Source organism: Alistipes megaguti (assembly GCF_944320325.1).
Taxonomy (GTDB): domain Bacteria; phylum Bacteroidota; class Bacteroidia; order Bacteroidales; family Rikenellaceae; genus Alistipes; species Alistipes megaguti.
This window is the reverse complement of sequence record NZ_CALUHA010000009.1, coordinates 50,937-74,835: the sequence shown is the minus strand read 5'-3', so window position 1 is coordinate 74,835 and position 23,899 is coordinate 50,937. Positions and strand designations below refer to the sequence as shown.

Below are 23,899 nucleotides of genomic sequence, written 5' to 3'. Positions count from 1 at the left end.
GAATCCGGAGGATCCGACCGGAAAATGAAGTCCAACCGTAAAAACGCAAAGCAATGAAAAAGCAGATTTTTGCAGCCGTAACGGCACTTTGCCTGATGGCAACGACGACCCTTTTCGCCCAGGAGGCCAAGCCGAAAGTGGAGCCCAAGACGCCGCCTACGGCCGAACAGCTGGCCGAACGCCAGACCGAGCGTATGACGCAGCGTCTGAACCTGACCGACGCCCAGGCCAAACAGGTCTATCAGCTCAATCTCGACCAGATCAAGCAGATGCAGGCCATGCGCGAGAAGATGCGTCAGGCCCGTATGGCTCAGGCCGACAAGATGAAGTCGATTCTTTCGACCGAGCAGTTCATGCAGTGGTCGCAGATGCAGGGTCCGTGTCCGGGCCAGCCGGGCAACGGTCCGCAGATGAAGCACGGCAAGAAGGGACCGCATCATGGTGACTGCCCGATGGCCGGCAAGAAGAATTGCCCGTGCAAGGCGCAGGCTGCCGATAAGAAGTAGCAACCCGCTGCGAGCCACGCAACTGGCGGAAGAGGTGTCAATCTGGTCGACTGACACCTTTTTTTTGTCGATTCACCGGCCGAAGAGACAAAAAATGGTGAAAAAAACGTAAATTCGCATGATGGAACGGCCTCATGGCAAAGCCGATGGCATGTTAATTCCGCGCTCGGCCGCGGCCGGATTCCCGCATGGAAAGATAAGAATCTGCAATTCAGGTATTTACCAAACAGAGAAGCATGAAACGTTTACTAATGACTACCCTGCTGACGGTTGTCTCCGCTGCGGTATTCGCCCAAAAGGGTACCGTGACGGCCACGATTGTCGATGCGGATACCGGAAACAGCGTGGTAGGCGCGGTGCTGAGCGTCTCTCCGACGAAGTCTCCGGACAAGAAACAGGGCTTTGCATCGGGTTACAAGGGCGCGGCGTCGTCTCCGGCCCTGGCTTACGGAGAGTATGCCCTGTCGGTGTCGTTCATCGGCTACAACAACCTCGATACGACGTTCCGCCTCTCGACCCCGCGTCTGAATCTCGGGACGCTGCGTCTGAAGCCGGGCGTGCAGATCGAAACGGTGGTCAAGGAGGCCAAGGCGCTGCGTACGTCGCAGAAGGGCGACACGGTGAGTTACAATGCCGGGGCCTTCAAGGTGACCAATGACGCCGACGTCGAGGGCCTGCTGAAGAAGATGCCCGGCATTACGGTGACGGACGGTGTGGTTGAAACCCAGGGCGAGGAGATCAAGAAGATCTTTGTCGACGGCAAGGAGTTCTTCGGCGAGGATGTCACGACGGCCATCAAGTCGCTGCCGGCCGAGACCGTGGATCGGGTCGAGGTCTTCAACAAGCTCTCCGATGCCGCAGAGTTCTCCGGCATGGACGACGGCGAAGGCTACAAGGCGATCAATATCGTCACCAAACCCGGCATGCGGCAGGGTCAGTTCGGCAAACTCTATGCCGGCTTCGGCTACGATGCCGAACAGGGCAGCGAAGAGCGTTTCAAGTATCTGGCCGGCGGAAATGCCAACATCTTTTCGGGTGACAGCCGTCTGTCGCTCCTCGGATTGTTCAACAACGTCAACCAGCAGAACTTCTCGTTCGAGGATATTCTGGGTGTGACGGGTGGCAAAGGAGGCCGTCGCGGCGGTGTGGGTCAGTACATGACGCGCCCGCAGAGCGGCGTGGCGCGGGTCAATGCCATCGGTGTCAACTACTCCGACACGTGGGGCAAACGCGACCAGGTGACCTTCCAGGGCAGCTATTTTTTCAACAACACCAATACGGTGAACCACTCGACCACGGACAAGTGGTACGAAGCGCCGATGATCCCCGACACGTTGATGACGCGCGGTTATTCCGATACGCGGGGCTTCAACCACCGCTTCAATGCCCGTCTGGAGTGGAAGATTTCGGAGAACCAGAACCTGATGCTCCGCCCGCGCTTCAGCTACCAGTCGAACGATCCGTGGAGTACGACCACCGGCTGGCAGTTCGGCGCCCCGTCGGCCGGCGGCAGCGGCTACAGCTATACGGACAACTTCAGCGATGCCCTGCGCCACGGCTATAACGTCGGGACGAGTGCCGTCTACCGGGCCAAACTGGGCAAGGCGGGACGTACGATCACCCTCGACGGTTCGTTCAACTACTCCGACAACCAGAACAACTCCAATTCCTGGTCGAACGTACAAAGCGTCTCATCAGTGCGACCAGGTGCCGGAAACGACCCGTTCGTCTGGGATTCCAATGCAACTTTCGAGGATCCCGAAACAGGTAATCAGACCCCCTATTTCGACCCGCGTTACCTGCGCACTCTGGCTCCGTCGACGTCGTACAACGTCCGCGGGAACTTCACCTACACGGAACCCGTAGCCAAATATGCACAGGTGAGTCTGCAGTACCGGATGACCTACAACTCGCAGGAGCGAGATACGCGCTCCTATATCACGGCGGACGACACCTTCTCGATTGCCGGTCTGAAGCCCGATCCGCTGCTGTCGAACTCCTACCGCAGCGGCTATCTGACACAGAGTGTCGGTCCGGGCTTCCGCTATGCGAAGGATCGCAGCCGCTTCATCGCCAACGTCTATTACCAGCGATCGACGCTCGACGGCGAGATTACGCGCAACGGCTCGGAGAAGATCTCCCATTCGTACGACAACGTGACCTACTTCATGATGGGCGAACTGAACATCAACCGCGAGAACATGCTGCGGTTATTCATCTCCTCGTATACGGACAGCCCGACGGTCACCGAACTGCAGAGCGTCTATGACGTCTCGGATGCACAGAACATCTCCCACGGTAATAAATACCTGAAGCCTTCGTACTCTCATCGGGTGAACTTCCACTACGTGAATTCGAACGTCGAGAAGGGCCGCACCTTCATGTGGATGTTCTCGATGAATGCCACGCAGAACTACACGGCCACCCAGTTGATTCAGAATCCGGGAACGCTGCAGATCGAGAACAACACCTACGATCCGCTCTACTACTCGTCGACGACGAATCTCGACGGCTACTGGCAGTTGCGAACCCATATGAATTACGGATTTCCGATCGGTTTCCTCAAGTCGAACTTCAACGTTGAAGCGGGCGTCATCTACACCAAGACGCCGAGCATGCTGGGTGGAGAGATTGATCCCGAGACGGGTCTGATTTCGGGCGGAGAGCGCAACGATGCCCAGAATATGGGGTATGATTTCCGGGCTGTGCTGGGCAGCAACATCTCGGAGAACGTCGACTTCACCCTCTCGTGGAACGGAACCTACAACGAGGCGACCAACTCGATGGATGCCTCCCGGGCCAAGAACCGCTACTTCAACCATACGGCCCAGGGCAACCTGAAACTGATCTTCCCGCTGGGCTTCACGCTGACGGCGAGTGCCTCCTATACGCAGTACATCGGTTTTACGAACGACTACCGGGAGAGTTACCTGCTCTGCAATGCGTGGTTGGGCAAGAAGGTCTTCCGCAATCAGCGCGGCGAGATCATGATCGGCGTGAACGATCTGCTGAACCAGAACAAGTCCTTTGTCCGCACGACGGGCTCGGGCTGGACGCAGAATGCCACGAACAGCGTCATCGGGCGCTACTACATGGTTCAGTTCACCTACAACCTGCGCCGTTTCGGCAAGAAGGGGTCGCACGACATCCGCGATTACGAGGGTATGGGCGATGCCCCGCGACGTCGGGGCCCGGGCGGGCCTCCACCCATGGGGCGTTTCCATTGATCCGTCTCTGCGGATACGAAAACAGCCGGGGATTGCCCCGGCTGTTTTCGTATGGATGCCAATAACCCGCTACCCTCCCGGGTTTGTTTGAATCGCTCAAAGATGCGTTTCTGTTTTTGCCCCGATTTTTTCGTATCTTTGCAGGGACAGAAGACAACAACAGGGATAGACAAGGCTCTCGCTTCAACGCGGGGGCGGGGGCCTCAGTGCGTATACCAATTTAACGATACGGGAAGATGCAATATAAATTGCTATCGGTTTCAAAATGGCCTGGATTGGCGGACATAAATATTGGCGATTACATTCAGTCATTGGCTGCCGCCCAATATTATCCGCATGTCGACGGATTCATCGACCGGGACATGGAGCTGAAGGATTACGACGGCGAACCATGCAAGGTGATTATGAACGGATGGTATATGCATGATCCGAAGAACTGGCCCCCTTCAGAAAGAATCATTCCCCTGTTTGTGGCATTCCATCTGAACGTCCTGGCCAAAGAGGTTTTGCTCTCACCGCCGAGCCTTTCCTATCTGAGGCAGCATGCTCCGATCGGCTGCCGGGATCTGAACACCCTGGAGTTGCTGCGTAACAACGGCGTGGAAGCCTATTTTTCGGGGTGTCTGACCTTGACTCTCGGTGAAAAATATCGCTCGGAGTCGAAAGACGAGAGGACGTATATTGTGAATCCGGTGTATGAGGTACACCTGGGGGGACGCAACATTCTGAAGGCCGTGGTTGAAATCTTCCGACATCCCCGAGATATTCTTACCCTGTATCCCAAGTATCGGACATTTGCCCGTCCCGATCGAGGATGGATAAGCAAGGTATTGGAGACAGCCCTGTATTATCGGGAATATACCAGGTTCTTCAGTCGGGAGATCATCGTGGGATCGACCTACATAGGGCATGAAGATGCCGGTTACAAGAGCCGGTTTGATTCGGACCGGGCCCGTTTTGAGGAGGCGGAGCGTCTGATCCGGCTCTATGCAAGGGCCAGACTGGTCATCACGTCGCGGATCCATTGTGCCCTGCCGTGTCTGGGGCTCGAGACTCCGGTCGTATACATCGAAAAAGCGCGGGATGCCGAGGTCAGTTCCTGCCGCCTGGGAGGCCTGCGCGATTTCTTCAACCGGATGAAAATGGAGAACGGGAGGCTGATTCCCGATTTTGATCTGCCATTCCCCATAACCATGCGGAATATTCCGGTCAACAAGGATTCGTGGCGGCCTTACGCCGAGGCGTTGAAGCGTCGCTGCGAGGAGTTTGTGAAAGCGGACCGGAGGGCCTGAAATGCCTGCGGAAAGGAGGTAGCGGAACAGACTTAGGGCCTGTTCGTTGGCGTTCCTGCCGGCGGGACGGCGGCCCGAGAATAAAAAATCCAACCGGAGGCTGCACGCCGGAATAAAAACGAGTCAGACCCGCTGCGGCGAGTCTGACTCGAAACGTTTTGGCCGGTTCGGAAGATCCGAAAATCCTTTGCCGGCGCTCCTTCGGATGTCGAGGCGGAGCTATGACGGCCGTGAGGGTGTTTCCGGGCGCCCCTACTCCTTATCGCAGCTTTCGGGGATTTGTTCCTGCTGCCGTTGGCGCAGCTCGCGCCGGATGACCTGATGGATGCCGATGCAGGCCAGACCGCCGTAGACGATCGTGAGGATGATGAGCCACTTGATTTCGGGGAAGACCTCCGAAATCGAGGCGCCCATGGTCTGGATGCGGATGAAGCCGTCGACGCCGTGGCTGCTGGGCAGCAGCTGCCCCAGGTTGTAGAGCCACTCGGGAATGCCCTCGCGCGGGAACGAGACGCCGCTGACCATCAGCACGGGGATCGAAGTCCACAACATCAGCAGCAGCGAATTCTCGCGGTAGCGGAAGAGCGTCGAGGCGGCAATGCCCATGGCGATGCAGGCTGCGACGTAGGCTGTCAGGAAGATCCCGACGGTCCACGGATCGCCGTTCATCGGGAAGTGGAACAGCCGGTAGAGCAGCCCCAGTACGAGCGAGCACGTCACGGCGTAGATCAGTGCGTAGACCAGCGCCCGTCCCGCAACGATCGGAAGGGTCGACATGCGCCGCCGCCCTGCGGGGCAGAGTTTGTGGTAGAGCCCGAATTCGCGCCACGTGCCGCCGATCATGCCGATGCCGATAAGCATCGTCTGCTGGATGATGACCATGATGATGGCCGGCATGACGAAGGTTCCGTAGCCGAGATAGGGGTTGAAGAGGTTGTGCGACTGGTAGATGACGGGTTGCGTCGTAGCCTGTGCCTGCGGGATGTTGGCCCCCTTGGCCACCAGGCGCTGGAATTCGACCATGGCGCCGGTCTGACCGATCGAGGTGACGACCTCCTGGAAGACCTGCCGGTACATCAGGAAGTAGCTGGCGTCGCAGTAGATGGCCACGTTGGCCTGCTGCCCGCCGTAGAGGCATCGTTCGTAGTCGGCCGGAATGTAGACCACGCCGTAGATCTTGCGGGCGTTGAACAATTCGCGGGCCTCCTCCATCGATGCGGGGGTATAGGCGACGTAGGTATTCGGTCCGGCATTGAAGGCATCGATCAGGGCGCGGCTTGTCGGCGTGCGGCTCTCGTCGACCACGCCGATCGGGACGTTGCGCAGCACCTGCGATCCGTAGGCCAGCGAGTAGGCCGTGGCATAGATCAGCAGTGCAAAGACCAGAATCAGCACGACCCCCTTGTCGGTGAATACCGTGCGGAATTCGTTGCGAATGACGGCCCCGGTCTGCTGCCAGTAGGAGGCCATCTGTTTCGAAAAGCGACTCATATCACAACTTCCCCCAGAATTTTTCCTCCGTGGCGACGCGTTTCAGACGCGGCAGACAGAGCAGCGGTAAGACAATGAACAACAGCATCCATCCCAGATCGGGCAGCGAATAGACCCACGGCGTGCCGCGCAGCATCTGATCGACGAAGATGTCCGTGTAGTAGGTGAACGGGAAGATCCGGCTCACCCACTGCATGGGTTCCCACATGGCCATGATCGGGAACGTGAGTCCCGAGAAGGTGAAGGCCAGCACGGAGTATCCGCCGCCGATCGAGAGCGACAGACGCAGGTTGGCCAGCAGCGAGACGATCAGCACCGAGATCGACTGGTAGCCGAGGATGAAGAGCAGCGTGCCGAGGAGAATCACCGCGAGACTGCCGTTCAGCGGCGTACCGACCACCTTGAAGTTGATGATCAGCATCACCAGCGAGATGAGGAACATCCCTGCGGTGATCGGGGCCAGTTTGCCGACGAGAGCCGCCCAGATGGAACCGCCGCCCGTCTGGATCCAGTCGCGCGAAGTGGCGTTCTTGAGTTCGGTGCCGATGGAGAAGATGGTCACCATGACGACGAAGATCATCAGCATCATGGGCATGAAGCTCGGAGCCAGATAGTATCCGTAGTTGATGTGCGGATTGAACAACACGTGCTTGTCGAAGCGCACGGGCATCAGCTGTGCCATGGCCTGTGCCTCGGTCAGCCCCTGCTTCATGAGCAGCTGCAGCTGAATGCCGGCCGCGAAGGTGGTCACGGCCGTCTGGATATCCTTCGAGAGGAGACCGTTGACCGTGATGTTGGTTCCCGAAACGTAGTTTTCGAGGTGGGTCTGCGAGTTGCTCAGGATCGACTTCTCGAACGAGTCCGGGATCTGGACAATGGCCACGACCTTGCCTTCGCGCATGAGGCGTTCGCCCTCGGCCATGTCCTGAATGCCGTAGGAGACCATGGCCGTAGGGGTTTCGTCGATCATCTGCACGACCTTGCGCGAAAGCGTCGTGTTGTCCTCGTCGAGCACGGCGATCGGGACGTTGCGGATGGCTCCCTGCCCGAACAGAATGGCGAAGAACGAGAACGACACCACCGGGAGGATGACCATCAGTACGAGATACATCGGCTGATGGATCAACCGCCGGGTTTCGCGCCGGGCGACGGCACAGAGGTTCTGGAAGAATCCGGGCATTGCCTATTTGCCGATTTGGTCCCAGTTGACGAGTACGCTCATGCCGGGACGCATGTTTTCGACCTCGGAGACGGGCTTGGCCTTGATGGCGAAGGTGCGGATGTCAAACCCGCCCTGCGTCCGGGTTGCGGCCCAGGTGGCGAAGTCGGCCTGCGGGGCGATGTAGGTCACCTCGAGCTCCACGTCGGCATCCAGCGCCGGGACGTGTCCCGTGAAGTGCATGCCCGTCTTGATGCCGGGCAGCATCGTCTCCTTGACGTTGAAGGTGACCCACATGTCGCTCATGTCGAGGATCGCCACCACGGGATAGCCGCTGCCGACGAGTTCGCCCTGTTCGGCGATGATCGTCGACACCTCGCCCGTGACGGGCGAATAGACCATGGCGTCGCGGATGTAGGACTCTACCTCGCTGACGGCTCCTTCGGCCTGGCGGACGCGGGCTGCGGCGGCCTCCTTGTCCTCCTTGCGGGCGCCGTCCATGGCCAGATTGTATTGTGCCTTGGCGGCCTGGGCCGTGGCCTCCATGGCCTGGTAGTTGGCCGTGGCCTCATCGAGTTTCTGCGCAGGGATGACCCCCTGATTGTAGAGGTTCTGCACCCGGTCGAGCGTCTTGCGGGCCAGTTCGAGCCCGGCCTGCGCCTTCTGCCACATGTTCATGGCGGCCTCGATCTGCTGCACGCGGGCTCCGGCCAACGCTGCCTGATCCAGGGCCGACGCGGCGCTCTTCACGGCCTGCGCCTGCTGGAGTTTGGCATCCAGTTCGGGGGTCGAGAGCGTGTAGAGCAGCTGTCCCTTTTCGACCCGCTCGCCCTCTTCGACCTTCATGTCGTCGATACGTCCGGGGACCTTCGACGAAGCCTTGTAGGTGGTGCATTCGACCGTACCCTGAATCAGCATCGGGGTCCGCCTGTCGAGATACCAGCTGACCAGTACGACCGCCAGAATGATGACCAGTGCGGTCACGAGAATTCCGATAACGTTGTTTCGTTTCATATCGAGTCTGTATTATTTTTTGTCGAAAAGAATGGGACGGGCATCGCTGCGGCGGGCATAGGCGGCGAACTCCTCGCTGATGCCCGAAGCCTCGAGCAGCTGGGCCAGCAGCAGGTCGTAGTTGTAGGCGGCCTGCAGGCGTTCGGTGCGAACGGCGGCCAGATTCAGCTCGGCGTCGATCAGATCCGACGACGAACTCATCCCCTCGAGGAACGCCGCATTCTTCATGCGCAGATACTCCTCGGCGAAGGCCAGCGAAGCGTCGATCGAGGTCATCTGGTTGCGGTAGTTCATCATCTGGTTGTAGAGTTTCTCGACCAGTACCGAGACATCCTGTCCGGCCTTGTTCTGCAGTTCGCCGACGCGGCGCACGGTCTGCCGGGCGGCCGAGTACTTGTATTCACGGTTCAGACCGTCGAAGAGCTTGATGTTCACGCCGACTCCCACGGCCCACCGGGGGATGAACCCTGCCACCTGATAATTATAGAACGATCCGCCGCCCATGGCCACCACCTGCGGCAGGAATCCGGCCCGCTGGGCGCGCATCCCCTCCTCGGCCAACTGGCGTTTGAGCGAGACCTGCGTGAGCAGCGGGTTGCGGGCCTGTGCCAGATCCTGGTAATAGGCCAGCTCCTCGACTTCGGAGAGCATGAACATGGCCGTGACGGGCTGCCAGTCGTTCTCCTTGCCGAGGGTGTTCGACAGGGCGCTGGCGATGGTCTCGGCCTGCAGGCGGGCATTGGCCAGTTCGCGTTCGGCCTCGGCCATCTTGAACTCCACGTAGAGGAGTTCGCTCTGGGCGATCATGCCGTTTCGGGCCAGCGCCCGGGCATCCTCCAGGTGGCGGCGCACGCCGTCGACGACCTGCTGCCGCACGAGGACGACCTGACGTGCCAGCGCCAGTCCGAAGTAACGTTCGACGAGCTCCGAGATCAGCGCGTTGCGGGTCTGGTTGCCCTGTTCGACGGCCGTCTTTTCATTGATCTTCGCGGCACGGTTGGCGGCGTTGATCTTGCCGCCCATCCAGATCGGGAGGGTCACCTCGCCGCCGACGAATCCGAGGCTCTGGTCCTGCAGCGTGAGGAACCAGTCGGCATTCATCATCGGGTTGAGCAGCCCCTGGATTCCCTGCAGCAGCGCCGGGTCGGTGATGATTCCGCTGCCGAGCACCTTGCCCGTAAAATCCTTGACGGGCCCCTTCATGTCGTTGAAGTCGAGTCCGATGTCCTTCTGCATGTAGGCGTAAGCGCCCGTGAGGTTGATCTGCGGCATGCGCAGACCGATTGCGGCGCGACGTTCCTGCTGTGCGGCCCGCTCCTCGTAGGCGGCGGCCTTCAGAGCGGGATTCTCGGTCAGGGTCACGGTGATCGCCTCCTCGAGGGAGATCATCTGTCCCGAGGACTGGGCGAAGAGGGGCGCCGGGCCCGCCACCGAAGCCGCAAGGAGGATCGTAAAAGCTTTTTTCATAGGTTGAAAATCTTTGATTCCGCAAATATAGGCAATCCGGCGGCAAGAATTGCGCCTGACCGGCATTTTAGAACATTTTTAGTCCATAACGAACACAAATCGTACCGAATCAACGTTCCAGATGGGCATTGGCCTTGCGTACGGCCTGCGCCAGCTCGGGGTAGACCCTCACGTCGACACCGGCTTCTCGAAGTTGCTGAGCGCCCTGACATTGCACGAAACAGTCGGGTTCGTAGGCCGCAAAGACCACGCGCGCGAATCCGTAGCGGAGGATCAGCTGCGTACAGCTTTCGGGTTCGCTGCTGCGCTTCGAGCAGGGCTCCATCGAGGAGTAGATCGCCGCACCGTGCAGATCGGCTCCGGCACCGGCTGCCAGGGCTTTGGCCAGGGCCTCCTGTTCGGCGTGATGCGTGGGTGAGGTTTCGTGGGTGTAGCCCGTGAAGGTGCGGCCGTCGCGCAGGACGATCACCGCCCCCACGCAGTAGCACGAATCGCAGGGCGTGCAGCGGAAAGCCTCCTGCGTGGCACGCGTCAGCCATACCAGATCCTCCTTTCGGGTGTCGGGGTGCAGAACGGCCGTCAGCACCTCCATGCCTCCGAGGTTCTCCGTCGTGCACCAGGCCTCCTTGGGCGGTTCGAAGAGGAATTGCGCGCCGCCCTGCGCTTCGCCGAGATGCAGGGCCGGATTGACCGCCTGCCGCACGACATCGGCCAGCCCCGCGTCGAGAAACATGCGCAGGACCTCGGCGCCGCCCTCGACCAGCAGGCTTCCGATGCCGCGCCGTTCGAGTTCGGTGACCACGAAGGCGGCCGTCAGCGGACCATGGCTTGAGATAACCGTCGCAAAGGGCTCGATCGCAGGGAGTTCCCGCTCCGAGAATACGTACCGGTCGGCATCGCCCTCGGTGAAGAACTTCATCGCCGGATCGAGTCTTCCCGAACGCGTTACGGTCACTTTGGTCAGATCGGGGCGCAGCCCGTCGGTCATGCGCCGGAGCCGTGCGTCGGGATTGTGCAGCAGCAGGGCCGGATTGTCGCGGCGCAGCGTTTCGGCGCCGACCAGAATGGCGTCCTGCCGGGCCCGCAGGCGCAGAACCTCCGCCCAGTCTTCGGGCGTGGAGATCATCAGCCGCCGGTTGCTCCGGTCATCGAGGTATCCGTCGGCCGTCGTGGCAAAGGAGAGGGTTATTCGCATCGCTTCAGGGTAAAGAGTGTGACTTCGGGCCAGGCGCCGAGACGCATCGGATAGGCGACGTATCCCGTGCCGTCGTTGATATAAAGGGTGTGCCGCCCCTCGTCGTAACGGCCGCTCCAGCGGTCGTAGATCCACCGGGCGGGCGACCAGCCGCGCCCCCAGGGACGGATCTTGAACTGCATCGAATGAACATGTCCCGAGAGGGTCAGATCGCCGCGTCCGGCCGCCGTGACCAGCTCCCAGAGCTGCGGCAGATGGACCAGCGTGATGTTGTACGACGATTCGGGTACGCCCGCATAGATTTCGGGCAGGTTGTCGGCCGGCAGATGGCGGTCGTGACGGCGCTTGCGCAGGGCCGGGTCGAACGAGATGCCCGTGAGCGAGATGCTGTCGCCGCCGCGCCGCAGATAGACGGTCGTATCCTCCAGCACGCACCACCCCATCGCCCGCTGCCGTTCGACGACCGTACGGGCTTCGACATCGGCCGGGAAGCGGATCGAATCGCGGATGTAGGTGCCGACGTCGTGGTTGCCCGTCACCGACCAAACCGGCCCCTCGATGCGCTGCAGCAGGGCCATTGTCTGAGCGTCGAGCTCCGCCGAACGGATGTTGACCAGATCGCCCGTGAAGAAGACGGCATCGGGATGCAGCGCATTGATCGTATCGGCGAGCCGGGTGAGTTCGCGTTCGGGCCGCACGAGTGCCCCGACGTGGGCGTCGGAGAACTGCACGAAACGGAATCCGTCGAAGACTGCGGGGATGCGGTCGGAGCAGATCTCGACCCGGTTCACGCGGATTCGCGTGCGTCCAAGGGTGGTGCCCCACACCAGAAAGAGTGTCAGCAGGGCGGCCAGCGCCACTCCCGTGCGGCGCAGTTTCAGGAAGTGGAACACATAGTAGAGCAGCCGCGGGATGACCGTGACGATCCATGCCCAGATGAGCCACATGTAGAGGGTCATCAGAGCCGGAGAGTTATCGCGGCTCACGGCTCCGACAAGCGCCGAGACCAGCGGCAGCGCATCGGTTGCCAGGGCCCAGCCGATCAGAACCCGACGTGCGGGGGTTCCGCGGCGGCGCTGACGGCGGAAATGGATCCAGTCGGCCGCAAAAGCAGCCAGGGTAAGTATCAAAGTCACTGTCAGAAGCATCTTTCCATCCAGTTTGTTTGTATGTATTATATATAACTATAACGGTGTAGCCCGGAAAATCGTATTGCTGCCGAGCCTTTCGGCAAAGGGGTATCCGTCGGCCGGGATTCAGCGGCCTTTTCGCCGTGAAGCGGTCTCTTGACCCCTTGTGAGCCGATTCGGCCCCCTCCGAAACGTGGCATCGGAACGCCTTATCCCGAGCCCCGGGAAACAAAGATAGAAAAATTTGCAGAGCTCCGAAATTTCTTTGGCATATAACTTGCGAAATTGCCGGTGAACATCAACTCCTTGAGAACGGGAAAGAACATTAACGAAACCATTTTTACAGGCTTATGAAAACATTCCGACTTCTTCTTGTCGCCCTGCTGCTTGCGGGCACGGCCTCGGCCCAGCGTCACGAACGCCGGGCCATGCGCGGAGACTATTCTCCGACGGTCTATCTCATCTCGCTGCATCAGACCGATACGATCTACTATTCGCCCTCGGCGGTTCAGCGGGCCGTGGCGATGAACAACCAGGCGATGAACCAGGCCACACAGGATTATCTTGATACGCATCGACCCGGTTTCCAGCAGGTTGAGAAGCCCCAGTTCATCTTCGCCACGAAGAACAACCGCTTCTCGTTTGCATTGGGCGGTTTCGTGCAGTTGCGCGCCGGCTACGACTTCGAGGGTATCTCGAACAACCTCGACTTCATTCCCTACGACATCTCGACCACGAGCAGCTATGATACGCGCCAGAAACTGATCATGGATGCCTCGACTTCGCGGCTCTACATGAAGGCCGTGACGAATACCGCAACGCTGGGACGTGTGGTGATCTTCATGGATGCCGACTTCCGCGGCGGGGCTCCGGGCAGCTATACGCCGCGAGTGCGTTCGGCCTACGTCTCGATGCTGGGCTTCACGCTGGGCCGCGACGTAACGACCTTCTGCGATCTGACGGCCGCCCCTATGACCATTGATTTCCAGGGTCCGAACGCCTACAACTTCAACTTCGCAACGATGATCCGTTACGAGAAGACGTTCGCCCGCGACCACATGACCTTCGGTATTGCGGCCGAGATGCCCAACGTCAGCGGTACTTACAACGACAATTTCGCCTCGCTGCGCCAGCGGGTTCCCGACGTGCCGCTCTACCTGCAGTATGCCTGGGGAGCCGACCGCGACAGCCATATCCGGGCATCAGGCGTCCTGCGCAACATGTATCTGCACAACCTGCGCACGGGCAACAACACCTCGCTGCTGGGCTGGGGCGTTCAGTTCAGCGGTACGATCAAGACCTGCCGATGGCTGCGCCTCTTCATGAACGGCGTCTACGGCGAGGGTATCACCCCCTATATCCAGGATCTCACCGGCTCGGGACTCGACTTTACGCCCAATCCCGAAAATGCCGGACAGATTCAGACCATGCCGATGTGGGGCTGGCAGCTTTCGGCCCAGTTCAACCTCACGCCGCGTCTCTTCCTTTCGTGCGGCAGTTCGGTGGTGAACGTCGAGAAGAAGAACGGCTACTATGCCGCCGATGAATACAAACAGGGACAATACATGTTCGGCAACATCTTCTATGCGCTCAATTCGCGTTGCCGCATTGCCGCCGAGTATCTCTACGGTACGCGCACGGACATGAACGACAACGAAGGTCATGCCAACCGGGCTCAGGTGATGCTGCAGTATAATTTCTAAACTCCCGAACGGATTCTCTTGGAGACGGCCCCCACTTGTGCGGGGCCGTTTTTTGTCGGCAGCACCCGACGGAGCGTTTTCCCGACGGGTTCGACCCCGAAAAACGGGTTTTCATTTGTCTCGGCGCCGGCCTTTTCGTATCTTTGCTCCCGAACCTCCGCCGAAGGCCCCTGCCCGGGAGCCCGACGCGGCCCAACCCGACCCGAACGATGGAAGAACTCAATACGCCGATTGCCGACTGGCTCTCCGGCCTGGGCTGGAGCCCGGTACAGATCGAATGGACCACCCGCACGCTGCTGCTGGCCGGTGTGGTGCTTCTTTCGTGGCTGGCGGCCAAACTCTTTCGATGCCTGATCGCCCCGGCGCTGCAGCGCCTCAGCCAACGCACCAAAGCCATGTGGGACAACTATCTGTTCAACGACCGGATGATGCGGTCGATGGCCCGGCTGATCCCGCCGATCATCTGGTACATGCTGCTCGGAGCGGTGCTCTACGATATGCCCGTGGCATTGGATCTCGCACGCAAGGTGTGCCTGATCTATCTGATCGTGGCGGTGCTGATGCTGCTGAGCGCCTTTCTGGACACGCTGCATGAGATCTCGACCCAGCATGAGTCGCTGCGCAACCGCCCGCTGAAGGGAATCTATCAGATGATCAAGCTGCTGGCCTTCTGTGTCGGGGCGATTCTCATCGTGAGCATTCTGATCGGCCGCGACGCCACGACGATCCTGGCCGGACTCGGGGCTTCGGCCGCCGTCCTGATGCTGATCTTCCGCGACAGCATCCTGGGGCTGGTGGCCGGCGTGCAGCTGTCGGCCAACGACATGCTGCGTCCGGGCGACTGGATCACGATGCAGAAGTACGGCGCCGACGGCTTCGTTACGGAGGTGACCCTCACGACGGTCAAGATCCAGAACTTCGACAAGACGATCACGACGATTCCGCCCTATGCGCTGGTGAGTGATTCGTTTCAGAACTGGCGCGGAATGCGTGAGGCCGGAGGACGGCGCATCAAGCGTTCGCTGTTCATCGATGCCTCGACGGTACGTTTCTGCACGGCCGACGAATTGGAGTCATTGCGGCGGAAAGGGCTTCTGGAGACCGAATCCGCAACGGACGGGCAACCGGTTGTCAATCTGTCGGTTTTCCGGGATTATATCCGTTGCTGCATGAAGCGCAATCCAGGCATCCACCCCGATCTGATGCAGATGGTCCGAATGTTGCAGCCTACGTCCGAGGGACTTCCGCTCGAGGTCTACTGCTTCACGCGTACGACGGAGTGGACCGCCTACGAGGCGCTGCAGTCGGAGATTTTCGATCACCTGCTGGCCGTGCTTCCGGAGTTCGGGCTGCGACTCTATCAACGCCCCTCGGGCGAGGACCTGCGTGCACTTCGCGAAAAGATGGAGATAAACCACTGAAAATAACTGTCAGTCAGAAATCATGGACTTTCTTGCGCAATACAATCTGACGGGACTGGTGATCGGCATTGCCACGTTCCTGATCATCGGGCTGTTTCATCCGTTGGTCATCAAGGGCGAATACTACTTCGGGGTGAAGATCTGGTGGATCTTCCTCGTCATGGGGCTGGCGGCCATCGCCGGCTCGATTGCCGTAAGGCACATTCTGTGGTCGACGCTGCTGGCCGTCTGGGGCGCCTCGTCGCTCTGGTCGATCGGCGAACTCTTCGAACAGCGGCAACGCGTCGCCAAGGGGTGGTTTCCGAAGAATCCCCGGCGAAACGCTCCGGAATCATCCCGCCAATAACCGCCCCGGCCAGGAACTACCCTGCCGGTTCGATCCTGCCGCAACCCGAATCCCGCAACCCGAACCCCGAACCCCGAAATCCCAGTACTGAAGATGACCCTGCGCCGAATCCGACCGCTCGCTTTCCTGCTGATTCTGGCAATATGCTGTACCCCTGCGGGACGTCCCGTCGAACACGCCGCACAACCGGACGGATGGTCCGGACCGGGACGCGTGCCGCCGCCCCAGCGGGTGCGCTTGTGGTTCGGCGGTGATGTCATGCAGCATCTGCCGCAGGTCGAGGCGGCCCGCCGCGGCACGGGTTTCGACTATGGCCCCGTTTTTGCAGCTCTGGCTCCCCGGATGCAGGCGGCCGACCTGGCGGTTGTCAATCTCGAAACGACGCTTACCCGCACGGCCCGCTATACGGGCTATCCGCTCTTCCGTTCGCCCGTAGCGCTGGCCGACGCCCTGCGCGAGGCGGGGGTCGATGTGGCCGTGATGGCCAACAACCACTTCTGCGACGGCGGAGCCGACGGAATCCGAACCGGCATCGAGGAGTTGGACCGTTGTGGAATCCGACATACGGGAGTCTTTGTGGACAGTGTTGATTATCGGCAGAACAACCCGCTTTACCTCACGCGCCACGGCATACGGATTGCGCTGGTCAACTACACGTACGGTACCAACGGCATGCCCGTTCCGCAGGGGATGATCGTCAACCGGATCGACACGCTGCAGATGGCGCGGGATCTGGCGGCGGCACGGCGTCGGGGTGTCGATCTGATCGTCGCCTGCCTCCACTGGGGTGTGGAATACGAACGGCGGGCAAACGCCTCGCAGCGGCAGTTGGCCGCCTTCCTGCGCCGCCAGGGGGTCGCCGTGGTGGTCGGAAGCCATCCCCACGTGGTGCAGCCCTGGGAGGCGGACTCCTCGCACGTGGTGCTCTACTCGCTGGGAAATCTGGTCTCGAACCAGCGCCGCCGCTACACCGACGGCGGTCTGGTGGCCGAAGTCGAGGCCGTGCGCCATCCCGACGGCCGGATGACGTGCCGTCTGGAGACGACGCCCGTCTGGGTGGCCCTGCCCCGCTACCGCATCCTGCCGCCCGAAGCGGCCGACACGATGTCGCTGCCGGCGGCCTACGGACTGTTCAGGGCCGACGTCGAGGCTCTGACCGCATCCAGAAGCGAGTATAAGAGAAGCAAATAGAGGCATAAAAACTACCGATCGGAATTTTTTGGCGAAGTGTCGGAAAATCGCTTATCTTTGCACAAGGAACCAAACAGACGAACATTAACACACTTAAACATTATAGTTATGGAAAAGAGCATCAAAGGTACGCGAACCGAACAGAATCTGTTGAAGGCATTTGCCGGCGAGAGCCAGGCCCGCAGCCGTTACGTCTTCTTCTCGAGCAAGGCCAAAAAGGAGGGTTACGAACAGATTGCCGGCGTCTTCGCCGAGACGGCCGAGCAGGAGAAGGAGCACGCCGAGCGTTTCTTCAAGTTCCTCGAGGGCGGTGAAGTGACCATCACGGCCAGCTACCCCACCGGTCCGATCGGCACCACGGCCGAGAACCTGTTGGCTGCCGCGAAGGGTGAGAATGAAGAGTGGGACGTGCTCTACCGCGAATTTGCCCAGGTGGCCGACGAGGAGGGTTTCTCCGAGATTGCCGCAGCGTTCCGCATGATTTCGATCGTCGAGGCCGAGCACGAGCGCCGTTATCTGAAGCTGCTGAGCCGCCTCACGGACGGCAACTTCTTCAAGCGCGACGGCAAGATCTGGTGGCAGTGCCGCAACTGCGGTTTCATCATCGAGGCCGAGGAGGCTCCGAAGCTCTGCCCGGCGTGCAAGCACCTGCAGTCGTACTTCGAACCCAAGAAGGAGAACTATTGATTCATCGCACGGCCGGTTCCGCAGCGGTTCCGGCATCGGGTCCCGTTCCTCGCCGAGGAGCGGGACTTTTTGTTGGGGCGTACGGTGTCGGCGGCTGGAGGCTCCGTGTGGTGACCGTCGCCTCGGAGGGGTGCGTTGTGGCCGCATGGGCGGATCAAGGGCTGCATGCGGAGCTCCGGAAGGCGGCGGCGTCGGGCCCGGCGACGGTGAAGCCTCGGTTGCATCCCTTCTTGAGGCGACACCGTCGGGTGAATCGGGATACATGCACAAATATTCAGCCTTCAGAAGGGGGAAAATCCGGAATTTCTCCGTATCTTTGACGGAAAATCGCAAAAATCACGAAAACATATATGGCAGACGAAAAAATCATCTTCTCGATGGTCGGCGTAAGCAAGACCTTCCCCAATCAGAAACGGGTACTGAACAACATCTATCTCTCGTTCTTCTACGGGGCCAAGATCGGTATCATCGGTCTGAACGGCGCGGGTAAGTCCACGCTCATGAAGATCATCGCCGGCATCGACAAGAACTACGAGGGCGAAGTGGTCTTCTCGCCCGGATACACGGTGGGCTACCTCGAGCAGGAACCCAAACTCGACGACTCGAAAACCGTCCGCGAGGTGGTCGAAGAGGGATGCGCCTCGACGGTCGCCCTGCTGAAGGAGTACGAGGAGATCAACATGAAGCTCTGCGAGCCGATGGACGACGATACGATGGCCCGTCTGATCGAACGTCAGGGCGAACTCTACGAGCAGATCGACCATGTCAACGGCTGGGAGTTGGACAGCGTGCTGGAGCGTGCGATGGATGCGCTGCGCTGCCCCGATCCGGATCAGTCGGTGAAGGTGCTCTCGGGTGGTGAGCGCCGCCGCGTGGCGCTGTGCCGCCTGCTGCTGCAGCAGCCCGACGTGCTGCTTCTGGACGAGCCCACGAACCACCTCGATGCCGAGTCGATCGACTGGCTGGAGCAACACCTGCGCCAGTACAAGGGTACGGTGATCGCCGTGACGCACGACCGTTACTTCCTGGACAACGTCGCCGGCTGGATCCTCGAACTGGACCGCGGCGAGGGCATTCCCTGGAAAGGCAACTACTCGGGATGGCTCGAGCAGAAGACCAAGCGCATGGCCATGGAGGAGAAGCAGGAGTCGAAGCGCCGCAAGACGCTCGAACGCGAGCTGGAGTGGGTGCGCATGTCTCCGTCGGGCCGCCACGCCAAGTCGAAGGCGCGTCTGTCGGCCTACGACAAACTGATGAACGAGGATACGAAGCAGAAGGAGGAGAAGCTCGAGATCTTCATCCCGAACGGCCCGCGTCTGGGCGACGTGGTGATCGAGGCGCACGATGTCTCGAAGGCCTTCGGCAACCGCGTGTTGTACGAGCATCTGGAGTTCTCGCTGCCGCCCGCCGGCATCGTCGGCGTCATCGGCCCCAACGGAACGGGCAAGACCACGCTCTTCCGCATGATCATGGGCCTCGAACAGCCGACGAGCGGTTCGTTCCGCGTGGGCCCCACGGTCAAACTGGCCTACGTCGATCAGCAGCACAAGTCGATCGACCCGGAGAAGACGGTCTTCGAGGTGATCTCGGGCGGTGCGGACCTCATCACGCTGGGCAACCGGCAGGTCAACGCCCGCGCCTATGTCGCGCGGTTCAACTTCTCGGGCGCCGATCAGGAGAAGAAGTGCGGCATGCTCTCGGGCGGCGAACGCAACCGTCTTCACCTGGCCCTGGCGCTCAAGGAGGAGGGCAATGTTCTGCTGCTCGACGAGCCGACGAACGACATCGACGTCAATACGCTGCGGGCGCTGGAGGAGGGTCTCGAAAACTTCGCCGGGTGTGCGGTCGTCATCTCGCACGACCGTTGGTTCCTGGACCGCATCGCCACGCACATCCTCTCGTTCGAGGGCGACTCGAAGGTGGTCTTCTACCAGGGCACCTACTCTGAATACGAGGCCTGGAAACGGGCCCAGGGCGGCGATACGGAGCCCCACCGTGTGAAGTACAAGAAACTCATGGCCTGATAAAATGCGCATCGCAGCCTTTTTCCTGCTCTGCCTGGGGCTTTTCTCATGCGGGATGCCGGCCAATCGTCCGGTCGATGTGTTTGTCTGGGACCAACTCCTTGCCCACGAAGATCCGAACCAGGTGGAACCGGTCGGAAAGTGCGATGTCGACGGATTCCTCGCCGAAATGGAACGGTTCCCCTGGCACGATCAGGCGGACGAGGCGCTGAAGATCAGAAAAAACTCCCCTACCCTGTCGGTGACGGATTTGAAGTCTGACCGTTCGTTTTTCATTTCGCCTGCCGTTGACGACAAGGGCCGGTTGGGCTATTTCGTCGGATATGTCTATCCCGGAGAGGAGGGAACGCGGGCACGGCGCTACGTGAACATGTATGAGGTGGAACAAATGGAGGCGATCCGCGAAATGGTCGTCCTGTTCTTCCGACGCGATGAGGTGGCATTGAAGCGCCTGCTCGGGAAGTTCCCCAAATACATGGATGCCCGGGATAACACCGATTGGGAAAAATACCTGAAAATGAAACAAAAATTCATATAGTATAGTATGTCACAACAGAAACCTTCCATACCCAAGGGTACGCGCGACTTCTCCCCGGCGGAGATGATGCGCCGCCAGTATATCTTCGACACCGTGAAGCGGGTCTTCCGTACCTACGGATTCGCTCCGCTGGAGACCCCGGCCATGGAGAACCTCTCGACGCTGCTGGGCAAATACGGCGACGAGGGCGACAAGCTCCTCTTCAAGATCCTCAATTCGGGCGACTACGCCGCGGGGCTGACGGACGACGAGGTGCGTCAGGCCTCGAAGATCTGCGAGAAGGGATTGCGCTACGACCTGACGGTCCCCTTCGCCCGCTACGTCGTGCAGCATCAGGGCGAGTTGACCTTCCCCTTCAAGCGTTACCAGATTCAGCCCGTCTGGCGAGCCGATCGTCCCCAGAAGGGCCGCTATCGCGAGTTCTACCAGTGCGACGTCGATGTAATCGGCACGCGTTCGCTGTTGTGCGAGGTCGAACTGGTGGAGATCGTCGAGCGGGTCTTCAAGGCGCTGGGCATCCGCGTGGCGCTGAAGATGAACAACCGCAAGATCCTCTACGGCATTGCCGAGGCCATCGGCCATGCCGACAAGATGATGGATATCACGGTAGCCATTGACAAGCTCGAAAAGATCGGGCTGGAGAACGTCAAGGCCGAACTCCTCGAACGCGGTCTGGAGCAGACGGCGGTCGACCGACTTCAGCCGATTCTCGAACTGAGCGGCGACAATCACCAGAAGCTCAGTCAGCTGCGTGAGGTGCTGGCTGCGTCGGAGACCGGTCTGAAGGGCATCGAAGAGATGGAGACCATCTTCGGACATGTCGAGCGGCTGGGGATCGACCTCCAGGTGGAGCTCGACCTTTCGCTGGCACGCGGTTTGAACTACTATACGGGAGCCATCTTCGAGGTCAAGGCGCTGGATTTTGCCATCGGTTCGATCTGCGGAGGCGGCCGCTACGACGATCTGACCGGTATTTTCGGTCTGCCCAATCTCTCGGGCGTGGGCATCTCGTTCGGCGCCGACCGCATCTACGACGTGATGACCGGGCTCGGACTCTTCCCCGAAGAGGTGAACTGCACAACCCGGGTGCTTTTCACGAATCTCGGAACGGCGGAACAGGCCGCCGTGCTGCCGCTGTTGCGCACGCTGCGCGGTGAGGGGATCTCGGCCGAAATCTATCCCGAAGCCGGAAAGATGAAGAAGCAGATGGAGTATGCCAACCGCCGCGCAATCCCCTATGTGGTGATCGTCGGATCACAGGAGATCGAGGCCGGAGCCGCTACGGTCAAGGATATGCGTTCGGGCGAGCAGCGGCAGGTGCCCTTCGCGGAACTCGTGCAAGCGTTGTCCTGACAGGCTGATTCGGGGCTCCGCATGCGGGGCCCCTTCCTTTTAGATAAGTAAGTACGGAATCATGCGAAAAATTTGGATCATTCTGCTGTGTCTTTGCGGTGTGTCGACGCTGTCGGCCCAGGAGACACTCTCGGAGCAGGAGCTGCGGCAGGAAAATCTGCAGCAGTTTCAGAAACTGGCACAGGTCTACCGCTACCTCATGGGGCTCTATGTCGATGACGTGGAGATGAAGCCCGTGGTCGAGGGGGCCATTCGGGGCATGCTCGAGGAGCTGGATCCCCACTCGGCCTATCTCGATGCGGAGGAGATGCGCGGTGTCACGGAGAGTTTCGAAGGCGAATTCAGCGGCATCGGTGTGGAGTTCAATGTCCTGCGTGACACGATCATCGTCGTGAATACGATCGCCGGAGGTCCGGCCGAGCGGGTCGGCGTGCGCGCCAACGACCGCATCGTGCGTATCGACACGTTGCAGGCCGTGGGCATGACCCGCACGGAGGTCCCCAAACACCTGCGCGGCAAGACCGGTACGAAGGTCGAAATCGATGTCGTCCGTCACGGTACGCCCGGGCAGCTCCACTTTGTAATCGTACGCGACAGGATTCCGCTCAATACCGTCGATGCCGCCTACCGCGTCGGCGACGACATCGGATACATCAAAGTCAACCGTTTCGGGCATACCACCATGGATGAATTCCGCGAGGGGTACCGGAAGATGGGCCGTCCGCAGAAGATGATCCTCGATCTGCGCGGAAACGGGGGCGGTCTGCTCGAACAGGCCATCGAAATGGCCGGATTCTTCCTGCCGCGCGGCGCCACGATCGTCTCCACCGAGGGACGGGCCATTCCCGCTTCGTCGTTCCGGGCACAGGCAAACGGCGAAGACCTGACGGGCGGTCTGGTGGTGCTGATCGACGAATCGTCGGCCTCGGCCTCGGAGATTGTCTCCGGAGCCATTCAGGACTGGGACCGCGGCGTCATCATCGGTCGCCCGAGCTTCGGAAAGGGGCTCGTGCAGCGGCAGATCGGACTCTCGGACGGCTCGGCCGTGCGCATCACCGTGGCCCGTTACCATACCCCCTCGGGTCGCGTCATCCAGCGCCCCTACGAAAACGGAAAACGCCGCGAATATTACCTCGACCATCTGCGCCGTTACGACGACGCGGTGCGGGATTCGCTCGACGCCCGGGCTCCGGAATTCCGTACGCTCCGCACCGGCCGCATCGTTTACGGCGGTGGCGGAATCCGTCCCGACATCCTCGTCGAGGCCGATACGACCGGCTATTCGGACTATTATGCCGAATTGATTCGCCGGGGTGTTGTGGCCGAATTCGTTAACGACTGGCTCGACCGTTCGCGCGATTCGCTCTCGCGTGCTTTCCCGACGTTCGAAAGTCTGGATGCCGGGTTTGAACCCTCCGGTGAGCTTCTCGGAAAACTTGCTGATTTGGGCGCCAAACGAGGCGTAAATTTCGATAAGAAGGGATTCGAAATCTCCAGCCGGTTGATGGGAGTGCAGTTGAAAGCGCTTGCCGCTCAGCGACTTTTCGGCATGGAGGCCTATTTCCGCGTGATCAATCCCCGCCTGAGCCCCGCCTATCGGCAGGCCGTAGCCCTTCTCCAGGCGTGGGATCAACGGGGCAAACCCTTGCTCGATCTCAAAAAATAGAGGCGGAAGTTTGGTGCTTTGTAAACTTTTTCGTATATTCGTATATACGAATCCGACGAGCAAGACCGTCGGAGCTAACTAAAAACAAAGTCCCATGTTAACCCCAACCCAACCGCGACGCGAAAACGAGGATTATGGAGATCAGATTCTCTCCAAGGCCGTTAAGGCCGGCCGTCGCACCTATTTCTTCGATGTCAGGGCTACACGCGGCGACGATTGGTTCCTGACCATTACCGAAAGCCGTAAGATTACGGCACCCGACGGTTCGTCCTCCTACGACCGTCACAAGATCTTCCTCTACAAGGAGGATTTTACCAAATTTTCGGAAGGTCTCGGTGAGGTCGTCGACTTCATTCGCCGTAGCAAAGGGATTCCCGAACCGGCGAAATGAGTCCCGTGGCCCCACGGAACAGAGGCTCTTCGGCCAATGGGCCGAAGAGTCTCTGTTTTTGCCGAAGCGCCGGGTGCGTATGACCCCTTCCTTTTGTT

At 60.1% G+C, this 23,899-nt stretch carries 19 protein-coding genes; 13 read left to right on the top strand and 6 right to left on the bottom strand.

Going from position 1 to position 23,899, the window contains the following annotated elements:
- Positions 1-53: 53 nt before the first annotated feature.
- The 3 genes from PUQ42_RS04090 to PUQ42_RS04080 all read left to right on the top strand — a co-directional run bounded on the left by PUQ42_RS04090 (position 54) and on the right by PUQ42_RS04080 (position 5,025).
- Positions 54-506: a DUF4890 domain-containing protein gene (locus PUQ42_RS04090; RefSeq protein ID WP_206384427.1), complete on the top strand. Its 453-nt coding sequence runs from the start codon at positions 54-56 to the stop codon at positions 504-506.
- A gap of 236 nt (positions 507-742) precedes the next feature.
- Entirely contained in the window at positions 743-3,733 is a 2,991-nt protein-coding gene (locus tag PUQ42_RS04085; protein ID WP_273371222.1) for an outer membrane beta-barrel protein, read from the top strand.
- Between the two features lie 236 nt (positions 3,734-3,969).
- Positions 3,970-5,025: a polysaccharide pyruvyl transferase family protein gene (locus PUQ42_RS04080; RefSeq protein WP_273371219.1), complete on the top strand. Its 1,056-nt coding sequence runs from the start codon at positions 3,970-3,972 to the stop codon at positions 5,023-5,025.
- A 252-nt stretch (positions 5,026-5,277) separates the two neighbouring features.
- Here PUQ42_RS04080 and PUQ42_RS04075 read toward each other — a convergent pair whose 3' ends face one another.
- The 6 genes from PUQ42_RS04075 to PUQ42_RS04050 form a co-directional block, all read right to left on the bottom strand.
- Positions 5,278-6,516 (bottom strand): ABC transporter permease, encoded by a 1,239-nt coding sequence (locus PUQ42_RS04075; RefSeq protein WP_087404700.1) that lies wholly within the window; start codon positions 6,514-6,516, stop codon positions 5,278-5,280.
- Between the two features lies 1 nt (position 6,517).
- Complete coding sequence (locus tag PUQ42_RS04070) at positions 6,518-7,696, bottom strand: ABC transporter permease (protein ID WP_273371217.1); 1,179 nt, start codon at positions 7,694-7,696, stop codon at positions 6,518-6,520.
- Between the two features lie 3 nt (positions 7,697-7,699).
- On the bottom strand, positions 7,700-8,689 hold the full coding sequence (locus PUQ42_RS04065) for an HlyD family secretion protein (RefSeq protein ID WP_087310272.1): 990 nt from the start codon (positions 8,687-8,689) through the stop codon (positions 7,700-7,702).
- 12 nt (positions 8,690-8,701) lie between these two features.
- A complete protein-coding gene (locus tag PUQ42_RS04060) occupies positions 8,702-10,156 on the bottom strand; it encodes a TolC family protein (protein ID WP_087310274.1) in 1,455 nt (484 codons plus the stop codon).
- A gap of 109 nt (positions 10,157-10,265) precedes the next feature.
- On the bottom strand, positions 10,266-11,351 hold the full coding sequence (locus PUQ42_RS04055) for a dihydrofolate reductase family protein (protein WP_273371215.1): 1,086 nt from the start codon (positions 11,349-11,351) through the stop codon (positions 10,266-10,268).
- Positions 11,342-12,499 (bottom strand): metallophosphoesterase, encoded by a 1,158-nt coding sequence (locus PUQ42_RS04050; protein ID WP_122120844.1) that lies wholly within the window; start codon positions 12,497-12,499, stop codon positions 11,342-11,344. Before PUQ42_RS04050 ends, PUQ42_RS04055 begins: the two co-directional genes overlap by 10 nt.
- Before the next feature lie 332 nt (positions 12,500-12,831).
- Between PUQ42_RS04050 and PUQ42_RS04045 the strand changes: the two genes are divergently transcribed.
- The 10 genes from PUQ42_RS04045 (at position 12,832) to PUQ42_RS04000 (ending at position 23,801) form a co-directional block, all read left to right on the top strand.
- A complete protein-coding gene (locus PUQ42_RS04045; RefSeq protein WP_273371212.1) occupies positions 12,832-14,184 on the top strand; it encodes a DcaP family trimeric outer membrane transporter in 1,353 nt (450 codons plus the stop codon).
- Positions 14,185-14,393: 209 nt separating this feature from the next.
- On the top strand, positions 14,394-15,605 hold the full coding sequence (locus PUQ42_RS04040) for a mechanosensitive ion channel family protein (RefSeq protein ID WP_273371211.1): 1,212 nt from the start codon (positions 14,394-14,396) through the stop codon (positions 15,603-15,605).
- 22 nt (positions 15,606-15,627) lie between these two features.
- Positions 15,628-15,951 (top strand): DUF4491 family protein, encoded by a 324-nt coding sequence (locus PUQ42_RS04035; protein WP_087404692.1) that lies wholly within the window; start codon positions 15,628-15,630, stop codon positions 15,949-15,951.
- 93 nt (positions 15,952-16,044) lie between these two features.
- Complete coding sequence (locus PUQ42_RS04030; protein WP_273371209.1) at positions 16,045-17,142, top strand: CapA family protein; 1,098 nt, start codon at positions 16,045-16,047, stop codon at positions 17,140-17,142.
- A 108-nt stretch (positions 17,143-17,250) separates the two neighbouring features.
- Complete coding sequence (rbr, locus tag PUQ42_RS04025; RefSeq protein ID WP_273371207.1) at positions 17,251-17,829, top strand: rubrerythrin; 579 nt, start codon at positions 17,251-17,253, stop codon at positions 17,827-17,829.
- A 350-nt stretch (positions 17,830-18,179) separates the two neighbouring features.
- Positions 18,180-19,853, top strand: coding sequence for an energy-dependent translational throttle protein EttA (gene ettA, locus PUQ42_RS04020; protein ID WP_273371205.1), 1,674 nt, complete (start codon positions 18,180-18,182; stop codon positions 19,851-19,853).
- A gap of 4 nt (positions 19,854-19,857) precedes the next feature.
- Positions 19,858-20,391 (top strand): hypothetical protein, encoded by a 534-nt coding sequence (locus PUQ42_RS04015; RefSeq protein ID WP_273371204.1) that lies wholly within the window; start codon positions 19,858-19,860, stop codon positions 20,389-20,391.
- 6 nt (positions 20,392-20,397) lie between these two features.
- Positions 20,398-21,744, top strand: a complete 1,347-nt coding sequence (hisS, locus tag PUQ42_RS04010; protein ID WP_122120851.1) for a histidine--tRNA ligase — start codon at positions 20,398-20,400, stop codon at positions 21,742-21,744.
- A 61-nt stretch (positions 21,745-21,805) separates the two neighbouring features.
- Entirely contained in the window at positions 21,806-23,410 is a 1,605-nt protein-coding gene (locus PUQ42_RS04005) for a S41 family peptidase (protein ID WP_273371202.1), read from the top strand.
- Positions 23,411-23,504: 94 nt separating this feature from the next.
- Complete coding sequence (locus PUQ42_RS04000) at positions 23,505-23,801, top strand: DUF3276 family protein (protein ID WP_087310294.1); 297 nt, start codon at positions 23,505-23,507, stop codon at positions 23,799-23,801.
- Positions 23,802-23,899 lie beyond the last annotated feature (98 nt).